Source organism: Sphingobium rhizovicinum (assembly GCF_042647625.1).
In the GTDB taxonomy this organism is placed as follows: domain Bacteria; phylum Pseudomonadota; class Alphaproteobacteria; order Sphingomonadales; family Sphingomonadaceae; genus Sphingobium; species Sphingobium rhizovicinum.
On record NZ_JBHRVU010000002.1, the window covers coordinates 159475 to 172202 of the forward strand.

Below are 12728 nucleotides of genomic sequence, written 5' to 3' on the forward strand. Positions count from 1 at the left end.
CACGAAGACGAATCACCCTCAGGATGCGCCCTTGAAATTACTTCTATATCGTAGTAATGGCTTTTTCAAGCCTGATTTTCGGGTTGAAGGGAGCGGCAGGCAAAGAATGGCAAATGCGTTGCGACTAGGAATCATTGGGCTCGGCCGGGGTTTCATGCTCACTCTGCCCGCGCTGAAGGCCGATTCTCGCGTAGCGCTTGCCGGGGCTTTCGACCTGCGCCGCGAAGCTCGGGAACGCTTCGCGGACGAATTCGGCGCGCCGGCGTTCGATACGCTCGACGCGCTCTTGTATTCGCCGGTTATCGATGCGGTTTATATAGCCACCCCGCATGAGTTGCATGCCGAGCAGGCCATCGCCGCTCTGCGGGCTGGAAAGCATGTGCTGGTCGAAAAGCCGATGGCGACAACGCTTGCAGATTGCGCGCGTATAGAGCGCGCCGCCGCCGATGCCGGCAAGGTGCTCGTGGTCGGACCCAGCCACGGCTTCGATGCACCCGTACAGGCTGCCGCGCAATTGGTTGCCTCAGGCAGGTTCGGTGCCGTGCGGATGGTCACGGCGCTCAACTTCACCGATTTCATGTTCCGGCCCAGGCGTCCGGAAGAACTGGATAGCGCCCGTGGCGGCGGCGTCGTCTACAGCCAAGCGGCGCACCAGATCGATGTCGTGCGCCGCCTTGTCGGGCAGCCCGTTTCATCTGTTCGCGCCGTCGCCGCCAACTGGGATAGCAGCCGCCCGAGCGAAGGCGCCTATACGGCGCTGGTGACATTTGAAGCCGGTGCTGCAGCGTCGCTGACCTATAGCGGATATGCGCATTATGACAGCGACGAACTGGTGGGGTGGATAGCGGAGCTTGGCTATGACAAGGACCCGGATCGCTACGGCGAGGCGCGTAAGAGGCTTGCGACGCTATCATCGCAGGATGAAATCGAAGCCAAACTGAAGCGCACATACGGCGTCCCGGCTGTCGCTGCCGACACGCCAGCGCCGCATCATGAGCATTTCGGTTTCATCATCGTCAGCTGCGACCGCGCGGACCTGAAACTGTCGCCCAAGGGGCTCTCAATTTATGGGGACACCGAACGCGATTTCCAGCCGATCGAGCCCCCTGCCCTGCCGCGCAAGGAAGTCATCGACGAGTTTGTCGGCGGTTGCCTAGGCATTCGCCGCCCGATCCATGACGGGCGCTGGGGACTTGATACCATGGCCTGTTGCGTCGCGCTCCTCGAATCGAGCCGACGCAATACGGACGTAGCGCCCAACCAACTTCTCGACACTCTATCGGAGAAACCGTGACAATGACCAGACTGAGCCTTTCCCTCGCCTGTTGGGGCTATGACCGCACCGAAGCCCTCCAGACGGGCGCGGTCCGGCCCGACGGCATCGACCTCAACTTTCAGGTTCTGGATGTCGAGGAAACCTTCTTCCGCATGCTGCGCAATCGAGAATTCGATGTCGCTGAACTGTCGATGTCGTCCTATTGCGTGACCCTGGGCCGCGAGAATCCTGGCTTCATCGCCATTCCCGTCTTTCCTTCGCGCTTCTTCCGCCACTCCTGCATTTTCGTCTCCGCCAAAAGCGGCATCGAAAAGCCCGAGGATCTCGTCGGCAAGCGGATCGGCGTGCCTGAATATCAGATGACGGCTCCGGTCTGGATCCGCGGCATCCTGCAGGACGAGTATGGCATTGATCCTGCGTCGGTCACCTACGTCACGGGTGGTGAAGAGGAGCCGGGGCGCGAGGAGAAGCTGAAGCTCAATCTACCCGACAAGTTCAAGGTCGAGCCGATCGGACCCACCCAGACCTTGAAGCGCATGCTGGCGGATGGAGAGATCGATGCGCTGCATACTGCGCGGGCGCCGTCGACCTTCTATTCGGAGCCGGGCAAGGTTCGGCGCCTCTTCCCCAATTTTGTGGACGTTGAAAAAGCCTATTTCGCGAAGACAGGAATCTTCCCGATCATGCATGTCGTGGCCATCCGGCGAGACGTGTATGAGAAGAATCGATGGATTGCTCAGGCGCTTTACAAGGCATTCGTAGAAGCCCAGCGGTTGAGCTATGAACAATTGTTGGTGTCGGCATCGCTGAAAACGATGTTGCCATGGCAGATCGCCGCAGTGGAGGACACTATTGCTACGATGGGCAGGGAATGGTGGCCCTATGGCATCGAAAAGAACCGCCACGTCATCGAGACATTCACGCGTTACCATCACGAGCAGGGCCTGTCGCCCCGCCAGCTCACCATAGAAGAGATGTTCGCGCCCGAGACTTTCGCCGAGTTCCGCATCTAAGAAACCATCCTGCACGAGGCCAGTCTACTGCTCACATGATGGTCCTCGGGACACGTTTAATATCCCGAGGACCATCATAGGAATATGGGTTTCGGGTGCCGGGTACGGTTTTGCGATGCGTTCGTGCGGCGTCTGTGCGAGTGGAGGATCGGTTGAACCCGTCAGGAGTGAACAGATGTCGAAGCACGCCCCCAAACTCGATCCGGAACTGAGTTTGGGCTATCAGGTTCGGCGCTGCCACCGACGGTTCGATCGGCTCTTGAGTGCCTATTTGGCCAAGCACGAACTCAAAACCGGTTTCTGGTACTATCTTCGTGTCCTATGGCTCAGGGACGGGGTGACCCAAAAATATCTGAGCGACATGACTAACGTCACCGAAAATACGACGGTCGCCATGATAAACGCCATGCTTCGGCAAGGGCTGGTGCAACGCGCCAAGGACAAGGATGATCGTCGAAAATTGCGGATTACTCTTACAGATCATGGCCGTGCGCTCGAAAAGGAGCTGATGCAATACGCGATCGACATCAACAAGGTCGCTGTTGCTGGCATCGAGCCGCGCGAAGTTGAAATCTGTCGATCGGTCCTCGAGCGCATATCAGCCAATCTCGCTGCCGAATTTGATAGGCTGCCTGCGAAGCCTGCTGACGAAGGATGACTCCTCCACATCATCCCTGGATCAGGGGCAACAGGCCATGAACAGGGAGGGACGTGTGCGCCATGGCTGAACGGGAAGGCCTCACGGCCACTCCAACTCCCGATAGAGGGAAGCCTTGGCGCAGCCTGACCGACCGTTTCGGCCGAACGATCACTTATGTCCGCCTGTCCGTCACCGATCGGTGCGACCTGCGCTGCCGTTATTGCATGGCCGAGCGCATGGAGTTCCTGCCGCGCCAGGACCTCCTCACCCTGGAGGAACTGGCGGAACTGGCCGATGCCCTGATCGCGCGAGGTGTGCGACGCATCCGCCTGACCGGTGGCGAGCCTCTGGTCCGTCGCGGCATCGTCGGGTTGGTGGAGGCGATCGGCCAACACATCGGCAACGGCCTTGATGAGCTGACGATGACAACCAACGCTACCCAGCTCGCCACAGTCGCGCGCGACCTCCATCGATATGGCATTCGCAGACTCAACATCAGCCTCGACAGCCTCGACCACGAGCGCTTCCGGGCGATCACCCGGCGCGGCGACCTGGACCAGGTGTTGGCCGGGATCGCCGCCGCGCAAGACGCGGGCCTCGCCGTGAAGATCAACATGGTTGCGCTCAAGGCGCTCAACGAAGATGAAATCGGAACAATGGTTGGCTGGTGCGGCGAACGGGGATTCGATCTCTCGCTGATCGAGACGATGCCGTTGGGTGCGGTGGAAGAAGACCGGACCAATCATTATCTGCCCCTCGACCTCGTGAAACGTCGGCTGGCGCGCGAATATGTCCTGATTCCGTCGCTCCACCGAACCGGCGGACCGGCGCGCTATTATGACGTTGCCGAAACCAGTCGGCGGATAGGCTTCATTACGCCCCTCACCGACAATTTCTGCGCCGGCTGCAACCGCATCCGCATATCGGCTACTGGCACCATTTTTGGTTGTCTCGGCCGCGACCAGCGCATCGAACTGCGCGATGCGATGCGTGTTGGTGGCCGGGATGCGATCGACGCGGCGCTGGATGCCGTAATGACCGCCAAGCCACTCCGCCACGAGTTCGACATTGCGCGATCACAGCCGGCTGTCGAACGCCATATGAACGTCACTGGCGGTTGAGCGCCTCCATGATCTTTTGTTCGCCGACGCAGTATGGCCGTTACTTTTTGCGCGGCTGGTCGATTGATTTTCATAAAATTGGTCTGCCTTGAGAAAATTGGTCCATTTCTGAAGAGAGCCCGAGCGGGCGAAAGGAATGGAGAAATATATGGGACGTCAGCGATTTACGCCGGAACAGATCATCGCGAAGCTGCGTGAGGTTGATGTGATTGTCGGGCGAGGCGGGACCACCGACGAGGCCTGTCGTCAGATCGGGATTGCCGAACAGACGCTATATAGGTGGCGTAAGGCGACAGCCGCTGCTTCATATTCGTTGATAATGTCGGTCTTCTTCGCCATGATAAGCTCGTACGCACTACGTTGTTCGACTGTCGCACGAGCTTAATCGCGCGGTCGATTCAGCTACCGTAGTAACGGCCTGTCATCAACAGCCAGCGCGTTCGTTTTTTGCCGTTTCTCTTTGACAATCCAGTTCTAAAGAAACGCTTGGAATCGGATGCGTCCTAACCGATCTGATGACAGACGAATTTCAAATTGAGATACTCATCGATCCCATATCGTGATCCTTCCCGCCCGAGACCGGATTCCTTCACCCCACCGAAAGGCGCGACCTCCGTCGAAATCAGGCCGGTGTTGAGCCCAACCATCCCATATTCAAGAGCCTCACTCACCTTCCAACTGCGCTCAAGGGATTGCGTGTATACATAAGCCGCCAAGCCGCTGTCCGTGGCATTCGCCAAATTGATCGCCTCATCCTCTGTCTGGAAACGGACGAGGCCGGCAAGGGGGCCAAAGGTTTCCTCCCGACATAGGAGAGCATCCGGCGAAACATCTACGAGAACGGTCGGCTCGAAGAAATGGCCTGCCCCGGCACTCGTCGCCCTCCGGTCAATATCCTGGCACCATGTTTGACGCCGTCTTCGATATGGCTTTCGACCTTTGCAACGGCACGTTCATCGATCAATGGCCCCTGATCCGCGCCGGTCGAAAGACCCGGCCCGACGGCAAGCGCGCGAACACGTGCCGCCAGCTGCCGGGAAAAGGCTTCATAAACGCCGGATTGGACCAGAATGCGATTTGTGCAGACGCAGGTCTGACCTGAATTCCGGAACTTTGATGCTATTGCGCCTTCAACCGCATCGTCGAGTTTCGCATCATCAAAGACAATGAACGGCGCGTTTCCACCCAATTCGAGGGAAACCTTCTTCACGGTGCTCATACAACGGGCGGCGAGCATCTTGCCAACGCCTGTCGAACCAGTGAAGGTGAACTTGCGAACGCGCTTGTCAGCCGTCAGCACATCGCCGATCGGCGCGGGCTGACCGGTCACGATATTGAAAACTCCCGCCGGCACTCCGGCCTGGTCGGCCAGCCACGCCAAAGCGAGCGCTGAAAGCGGCGTCAATTCCGACGGCTTCAGCACCATGGTACAGCCGGCAGCCAGAGCTGGCGCTGCCTTTCGGGTGATCATGGCGAGCGGAAAATTCCAGGGTGTTACAGCGCCTACCACACCCACGGGTTCGCGTCGCACCAGGAGACGGTGGTCGGCCGCATGAGGTGCTAAGACATCTCCGTTCACACGCTTCGCCTCCTCCGCGAACCATTCGATGAACGATGCCGCATACACCACCTCGGCCTTGGCCTCGTGCAACGGTTTGCCTTGCTCGGCCGTCAGAAGGCGCGCCAGATCATCCGTATGGACGAGCACCAGATCATACCAGCGCCGCAAAATCGCGGCCCGCTGCTTGCCTGTGGTCTGCCTTGAGAAAATTGGTCCAATTCTGGAGAGAGCCCGAGAGGGCATAAGAATTGGAGAAATATATGGGACGTCAGCGATTTACGCCGGAGCAGATCATCGCGAAGCTGCGTGAGGTGGATGTGATTGTCGGTCGAGGCGGGACCGCCGTCGAGGCTTGTCGGCAGATCGGGATTGCCGAACAGACGCTGTATAGGTGGCGTAAGGAATATGGTGGCCTGAAGGTCGACCAGGTGCGTCGGATGAAGGATCTGGAGCGGGAAAATGCGCAGCTGAAGAAGCTGGTTGCGGATCTGGCGCTGGACAAGGCGATCCTGCAAGAGGCGTCGAAGCTGACTTTTTGAGTCCCTCCCGTCGCCGTGAAGCGATCGAGCAGGTCCGCCGGGTTCTTCCGGTATCGGAGCGGCGGACCTGCCGTGTTCTGGTTCAGCATCGTTCAGCGCAGCGACATCGTCCCAAGGATGATGCCGACGAACGGCATCTGACGGCCGACATCATCGCGCTGGCCAGGGATTATGGCCGGTACGGCTATCGCCGTATCCATGCCTTGCTCGGCCATGCAGGCTGGCAGGTCAGCTTGTCGGTAGTGGAACGCATCTGGCGGCGGGAGGGTCTTAAAGTGCCGAAGAGGCAACCGAAACGACGTCGGCTCTGGCTGGGCGATGGGTCGTGTATAAGGTTGCGGCCACAGCATCGCGGGCATGTGTGGTCTTACGACTTCGTCGAGGATAAGACGCGCAACGGACGCAAGTTCCGGATGCTCAATATCATCGACGAGTTCAGCCGCGAATGTCTGGCGATGGTGCCGCTGCGACGGTTCCGGTCCAACGACGTGATCGACGTGTTGGCCGACCTGTTCATCGAGCATGGGCCGCCTGAACATATCCGGTCCGATAATGGTCCCGAGTTCGTCGCCCATGCGGTGCGAGAGTGGCTGGGTCGGCTCGGTGTCACCACCCTCTACATCGAACCCGGCAGCCCCTGGGAGAATGGATATATCGAGAGCTTCAATGCCCGCCTTCGCGATGAACTGCTCAATGGCGAGATCTTCTACAGCCTGGAGGAGGTCCGCTGCGTCACGGGCTGGTGGCGCGAGCATTACAACCGACTGCGCCCACACAGCAGCCTCGGCTACCGCCCTCCAGCCCCGGAAACAGTCAAGATGCCAGCCTGGCCGCTCGGCTCCGCTACGCTCCGCCTCCCGCCCAGGCTGGCATCAGAAATCCAGATCAGCTAACTATGCAACCGGACCAATCATCGCGGGCAGTCCAATTGTCGTGCGCTGCGGCGAGGAGGTTGTCGCCGAGCATCCCCGCTACTTCGGGCGCAACCGCACGATCTATGACCCCTGGCATTATCTGCCGGTACTGGCCCGCAAGCCCGGAGCGCTGCGGAACGGCGCGCCCTTCCAGGACTGGGATCTGCCGCCGGCGCTGGCGCGCCTGCGCCGCAAGCTTGGCAATGGCGACGATGCCGACCGCCGGTTCGTCCGTGTGCTGTCGGCCGTGCTGACCGATGGTCTGGAGCCGGTCGAAGCGGCCGTCCGCGAGGCATTGGCGACCGGCACGGCGAGCGACGACCTGATCCTCAACATCCTGGCGCGGCGCCGCGAACCGCCGCGACCGCTCACCATCATCACCTCCGAAGACAGCGCCTTGCGCCATCCGCCGATCGCCGACTGCGCCCGTTACGACCAGCTGAGGACCTTCGATGCAGCGGCATGACATGATCGAGGCGATGCGCGGGCTTGGGCTCAAGGGCATGGCGGGCGCGTTCGACGATGCGGTCACCACCGGCCTTCAGCGCCAGCGCACCACGATGGAGATACTGACCGACCTTCTGCGCGCGGAAGCAACACATCGCCATGCTGCCTCGATCCGATACCGGATGGCGGCCGCCCGGCTGCCGGTCGTGAAGGATATCGATGCGTTCCGGTTCGAGGGCACGCCGATCAACGAGGGGCTGGTGCGTTCGCTGCACAGTGGCGCGTTCCTGCCCGCTCGGCGCAACATCGTCCTGGTCGGCGGCACGGGCACCGGCAAAACCCACCTGGCCATCGCCATCGCCGCCAATGTCGTTCGCTCGGGTGCGCGAGGCCGCTACTTCAACACCGTCGATCTGGTGACCCGCCTCGAAGAGGAGGCCAGGATCGGCAAGAGCGGCGCTCTCGCCGCCCAGCTATCCCGCCTCGACCTGATCGTGCTCGACGAACTGGGATATCTGCCGTTCGCCCGCTCGGGCGGCCAGTTGCTGTTCCACCTGATCAGCAAGCTCTACGAGCAGACCAGCGTCATCATCACCACCAACCTCGCGTTCGGCGAATGGCCCACCGTGTTCGGCGATCCCAAGATGACCACCGCGCTCCTTGATCGCGTCACCCACCATTGCGACATCGTCGAGACCGGCAATGACAGCTGGCGCTTCAAAAACCGCAGCTGATCGCCCCCACCGACCTCCGATTAAAAGATGCTTTGCGCTGCGCGCGCCTCCGGTCGGGCTCCGCCCTCCCTACGCCGCGCGCAGCGCAAAGGCGCGTGTCCGATCAACCTTGCGCCATCGTGAAAGGGGGTCCCTTTTGCGCGCCGATAGGGGGTCCCGTTTGCACGCCGATTGACACGTCACCACCTTCTCGTCGAACAGATTTTCGCCCCGCGCCGTCAGCGCGACGCCATGGCCCAGCGGCAAGCGCGCGAGCGCATCCACGGTCAGCGCCCTGGGCAGTGTGTCGATCTGAAGATCATCCTCATATTGGCTCGACACATAATGGACCGACGCGGAGAGCGTCGGCCCCTGCGCCGGCGTCCAGGCCAGCGTCGCGCTGGCGCTGTTGCGCGGCGTCTGCGCGGGCGCGAAGCCGTCGAACGCCTTGCCTGGCGCATCGACCTCGCTGTGGCTGTAGGCATAGGAGGCCGACAGGCCGAAATCGCCCAGACGCGCGCTGGCCGTAAGTTCGATCCCCTTGGCGACGATGCGGTTAACATTCTGGCGCTGGCGGGTGTTGGTGCCGATGGTGACATTGGCGATCGCATCGTCCAGCCGGTTGTAGAAGGCGGTCGCGCCCAGGGTCACGCCGGGCAGCGGGGTCAGGTCGAAGCCCGCCTCCACGCCCTTCAGGCGCTCGGGCTTCAGCGCCGCGTTCGCCTGCGTCGTGATCGGGAAGACCACGAATGGCCGGTACAGCTCGTTCAGCGTCGGCAGGCGAAAGCCGGTATAGCCCGCCCCGCAGCGCGAGCGCGCCGCTCAGGCGCAGGATCGCGCCCGCCCGCCCCGAAAACTGCCAGTCGGACCGGTTGGCGTAATCGGTCGCTGTCACTGCACCGGTGCTGGCGTTGGCCTGATGATAGAAGCCGTCGCTGATCGTCCAGTGATCCGCCCGCACGCCGCCGGTCAACACCAGGCCTTCTAGCGTCCAGTCGTCCTCGGCGAACAGGCCGGTCGTCACCTGCTGCCCACCGGCATGGCGGCGGAAGGTGACGGGATTGCTGGCGATATTGGCGTCATAGGCGTCCTCATACATGTCGCCCAGCGCGAAGCGCGTATCCGCGCCCAGCCGCAGTACATGATCCGACCCGACCGGCGGGCGGATCTCGATCTTGCCGCCAAGCCCCATGGACGGCGTGTTGCGCTGGTCGAGCGACTTGCGGAAGGTGGAGGCGGAGATCACGATATTGGAAAAGTTGCGCGCCTGGATATAGGCGAGCGCATCAACCTGCCAATCGCCGCGCGAGATGAAGCGAACACTGGCGTCCTGCCCTTCGTTCGCGGAGTCCGCGCCCTTGAACCGCAGCGTCCTGTCGTCCTGAAAGATCGTGGCGCGGAACTGCAATTCGGACGTCACGGAGAGCGGCGCGACCGCGCGTAAATTGGTGGACCAGCTATCATAGGCGGCGGGCACGGTCGCCGCGACGCGCTGCGACTTTGGCGTGGTCTGGAAGCCGTTCCCCCGGTCCCAGCGCCCCGACAGCGAAACATAGCCGCCGCCTAGGTCCGGCGTGACGCTGGCCGACATCTCGGCGGCGTCATGGCTGCCATAGAAGGCGCTGGCAGCGAAATCCGGCAACTGGTCGCGCGTGGCGCTGGCCAGCTCGATCGTGCCGGCGACAGCGCCCGCGCCGAACGCACCCGACCCGCCGCCGCGCGTCACCCGCACAACGGACAGACGGTCCGGAACCAGCGCGGAGAAAGGAATATAGCCAAAGAAGGGATCGGCCACGGGCACGCCGTCCAGCAACACCAGCGTCCGGCTGGATGCATTGCCACCCAGCGCCCGCAGGGTCGCGCCCTGGTTGGACGGGTTCGACGCCCGGCTGTCCGACCGACGAAACTGCTGGGAGCCGGCGACGTTGGCCAGCACATTCTCCAGCCGGCCCGACGCATTGTCGAGCAGCCGTTGCCGGTCGATCGCCACCGATCCATAGGCGGGCGTACCGGGTGGCAGGCCCAGCCCCTGTCCCGTTACGATGATCGAAGGTGCATCGGCGCCTGCATCATCGGGGGGCTGCGCCAGCACTCCGGATGGCACCAGCAGAAGTATCAGCAGCAGATAGTCTTTCATGATGCGTCCACGCCCTCTGGAGTTTGGAGCTTTCGTTGATTGGGCCATCGCGCGTCGCACGCATGTGCCGACGCCGCGGAAACCCGGGCTTAACAGAGCTGAGTTAGATCACAGCATGCGCCGGCATGAGATGAGCAGGATATCACTCAACATTGCCCGAGCAAGTCGCAGATGCAGATCAAATCTACGTAATGATTCTCATTTATCTGTTTCGCGCAAATAACCGAAAAACCTTGCGGTAAGGCTAATGCGCAACCAACTAACACGTCATGGAGAGTTAAAATATGGTCTTAACGCCCTGCACTTCGATATTATACTTACGCATCTTACGATAAAGCGTCGGCCGGCCGACCCCCAATTGACGAGCCGTAGCGGCAATATTTCCCGCACATTGATGGAGCGCCATTAATACCGCATCCCGCTCCGTTCGTTCGAGCGAAGCCACCTCGCGCCCCACATTCGAACGAGTTTGCCTCATCTCCTCTGGAAGATGCCTTGGCGCGATCAGCGCGCTCCCGGCAGCGAGCGCGATGGCCCGACGAAGAATGAGGCTCAGTTGGCGGATGTTCCCGGGCCATGCGAAGGACCGCAGACATTCCAGTGCGTCATCCGAGAGGGAAAGTGTCAAACGATCGCCGATTTCGCGATCGACGATTTGTCCTATGAGTTCCGACAAATCCGCTCGCTCGCGTAAGGGGGGCAAGGTGACGCAGAGTCCATCAATGCGGTAGTAAAGGTCTTCCCGAAATTCGCCCGTGGCGACGAGCGCCTTGAGGTCACGATGGGTCGCACAGACCAGAGAGATATCGATCGGCCTGTCCTTCGATCCGCCCACCGGCATGACGGCCCGCTCCTGCAGAACCCGCAGAAGACGAGCCTGTAGCGAGAGCGGCATGTCCCCGATCTCATCCAGGAAGAGTGTTCCACCATGGGCCTGCTCAAATTTACCCGGAGCGCCTCCCCGGCGAGCGCCGGTAAACGCCCCTTCCACATATCCGAACAATTCGGCCTCGATCAGTCCGTCGGGAATGGACGCACAATTTACCGGCACGAACGGCCCGTTTCGCCGCGGCCCTGAGGCGTGCAGCTCCCGCGCAAGAACCTCCTTTCCAGTTCCCGTCTCGCCGGTTAGGAGAACAGGAATATCACGAGCGAACGCCAGCTTCGCGTCGCCAATGGTGTCCAGCAGGGCGGGATCGGAACAGAACATGTCAGAAGAGGCATGAGACGAACGCTTGCCCGAGGGCGGCGGCAAGAGCGCCTTACCAACCCGCATAACGTCATCTGCATGGCGGGCGAGACTGAGGTGGACGCGGATGCCGGCCGGCGTGTCTGTCACGATCGGTTCGGCATTGCGGCCGCTAAGCTCGTCAACCGCACGCGCAAAAGGCAGGTCGAACATGTGATCGAACTCTGTCGCCGAACGCGTATGCCCAAGCAGCTTGCGCGCGATCTGGTTCCCACCGAGCAATTGCCCATGTTCCGAGAAAGCGAGAACGGCAGCCAAGGGCGTGCGAAGCAGGTCAGGGTGATAATGTAACGAGACGTGCAGAGCGCCCGGAAGGTCAAGCAGCATATGATTTTCTATGGCTCGGGCGGCAACCCGCAACGCCTCGCAAACTGATGACAGATCCCTGCCGCTGCGGCAGGTGGCATTCAAGACGCCGATCAGGTCCCCGTTAACGTCGAACAGAGGAACGGCCGCGCAAGAATAGCCATGAATCTCGTCAAGGAAATGCTCGTTGGCGTGGACAATAAAGGGTTTCTGTTCCACGAGCGCGCATCCCGGCGCTCCGGTGCCGATCGCACTTTCGCTGAGGGAAACCCCGTTCCGGAAAAGACTCTCCAGTTCGCGGCACGGCCCTTCGGCGTCGCCGATCGAGCAAATGACAAATCCGCTGACGTCAAGGCAGGCCAGCACCCAATCCTGCGTGTGAAACGCTTTGTAAAGCCGTGTCATCTCCGGCATCGCATAGCGAATGAGCCGTTCACCCCTTTCTGTGGCGATCCGGCGTTCGCCAGGCGCCGCCATGTCGAACAACCTCTTGTCGGACGCGCTCAAACCCAGGCGTCTTGATCGCTCCCAGGAACGCGTGATCGGCTCGGGCACCCACTGCGACACGATACTCTCGCCCGAGAAGAAAAGATCTCGTGCCCTCCTTGTCTGGCGGACCTGTTCCAGATTCATGGATTGCCTCTCGTACCGTTGTCTTTCCGAACGGTGGGGTGCCCGGCGCCTGGACCGGACGGCGCTGATCCCTCTCTCCATTCGAACATCTTTATCGCCCGTCATGCTAGCTTGTTCGACGGACGCGAACAACCATCTCTCCTTCTCTGGAAGATCCGATCGTGCCGAAACAGATCGAT

At 61.1% G+C, this 12728-nt stretch carries 7 protein-coding genes and 4 pseudogenes; 8 read left to right on the forward strand and 3 right to left on the reverse strand.

Translation table 11 applies throughout. The annotated features are described in order from the left end of the window. Positions 1–31: 31 nt before the first annotated feature. The 5 genes and pseudogenes from ACFOKF_RS00925 to ACFOKF_RS00945 all read left to right on the forward strand — a co-directional run. Positions 32–1294, forward strand: coding sequence for a Gfo/Idh/MocA family protein (locus ACFOKF_RS00925; protein ID WP_230461514.1), 1263 nt, complete (start codon positions 32–34; stop codon positions 1292–1294). A 2-nt stretch (positions 1295–1296) separates the two neighbouring features. Beyond that, positions 1297–2289: a PhnD/SsuA/transferrin family substrate-binding protein gene (locus tag ACFOKF_RS00930; protein ID WP_017184795.1), complete on the forward strand. Its 993-nt coding sequence runs from the start codon at positions 1297–1299 to the stop codon at positions 2287–2289. A 175-nt stretch (positions 2290–2464) separates the two neighbouring features. Continuing rightward, positions 2465–2947: a MarR family winged helix-turn-helix transcriptional regulator gene (locus ACFOKF_RS00935; protein WP_017184796.1), complete on the forward strand. Its 483-nt coding sequence runs from the start codon at positions 2465–2467 to the stop codon at positions 2945–2947. A 62-nt stretch (positions 2948–3009) separates the two neighbouring features. Beyond that, positions 3010–4050: a GTP 3',8-cyclase MoaA gene (moaA, locus tag ACFOKF_RS00940; RefSeq protein WP_051034329.1), complete on the forward strand. Its 1041-nt coding sequence runs from the start codon at positions 3010–3012 to the stop codon at positions 4048–4050. 148 nt (positions 4051–4198) lie between these two features. Next, positions 4199–4339, forward strand: a pseudogene (locus ACFOKF_RS00945) (transposase); the annotation flags it as partial. Between the two features lie 214 nt (positions 4340–4553). Here ACFOKF_RS00945 and ACFOKF_RS00950 read toward each other — a convergent pair. Continuing rightward, a pseudogene (locus ACFOKF_RS00950) lies at positions 4554–5812 on the reverse strand (NAD-dependent succinate-semialdehyde dehydrogenase); the annotation flags it as partial. A gap of 59 nt (positions 5813–5871) precedes the next feature. Between ACFOKF_RS00950 and ACFOKF_RS00955 the strand changes: the two are divergent. The 3 genes and pseudogenes from ACFOKF_RS00955 (at position 5872) to istB (ending at position 8245) form a co-directional block, all read left to right on the forward strand. After that, a protein-coding gene (locus ACFOKF_RS00955; RefSeq protein WP_370569399.1) for an IS3 family transposase occupies positions 5872–7043 on the forward strand; the annotation gives its coding sequence in 2 pieces (ribosomal slippage) (positions 5872–6145 and positions 6145–7043; 1173 coding nt in all). Between the two features lie 250 nt (positions 7044–7293). Further along, a pseudogene (locus ACFOKF_RS25635) lies at positions 7294–7530 on the forward strand (IS21 family transposase); the annotation flags it as partial. Continuing rightward, positions 7517–8245, forward strand: coding sequence for an IS21-like element helper ATPase IstB (istB, locus tag ACFOKF_RS00965; protein ID WP_011950403.1), 729 nt, complete (start codon positions 7517–7519; stop codon positions 8243–8245). The pseudogene ACFOKF_RS25635 and the gene istB, both read left to right, overlap by 14 nt. 177 nt (positions 8246–8422) lie before the next feature. Here istB and ACFOKF_RS00970 read toward each other — a convergent pair. Together ACFOKF_RS00970 and ACFOKF_RS00975 are read right to left on the reverse strand one after the other, a co-directional pair. Then, positions 8423–10361 (reverse strand): annotated as a pseudogene (locus ACFOKF_RS00970) (TonB-dependent receptor); the annotation flags it as partial. A gap of 277 nt (positions 10362–10638) precedes the next feature. Next, positions 10639–12549, reverse strand: coding sequence for a sigma-54-dependent Fis family transcriptional regulator (locus ACFOKF_RS00975; protein WP_030540404.1), 1911 nt, complete (start codon positions 12547–12549; stop codon positions 10639–10641). Positions 12550–12728 lie beyond the last annotated feature (179 nt).

What these genes read in the sequence shown, in the direction of transcription:
- ACFOKF_RS00930 (WP_017184795.1), top strand. Translation starts at nt 1,297, where the DNA reads ATGACCAGACTGAGCCTTTCCCTCGCCTGTTGGGGCTATGACCGCACC.
- ACFOKF_RS00935 (WP_017184796.1), top strand. Translation starts at nt 2,465, where the DNA reads ATGTCGAAGCACGCCCCCAAACTCGATCCGGAACTGAGTTTGGGCTAT.
- moaA (WP_051034329.1), top strand. Translation starts at nt 3,010, where the DNA reads ATGGCTGAACGGGAAGGCCTCACGGCCACTCCAACTCCCGATAGAGGG.
- istB (WP_011950403.1), top strand. Translation starts at nt 7,517, where the DNA reads ATGCAGCGGCATGACATGATCGAGGCGATGCGCGGGCTTGGGCTCAAG.
- ACFOKF_RS00975 (WP_030540404.1), bottom strand. Translation starts at nt 12,549, where the DNA reads ATGAATCTGGAACAGGTCCGCCAGACAAGGAGGGCACGAGATCTTTTC.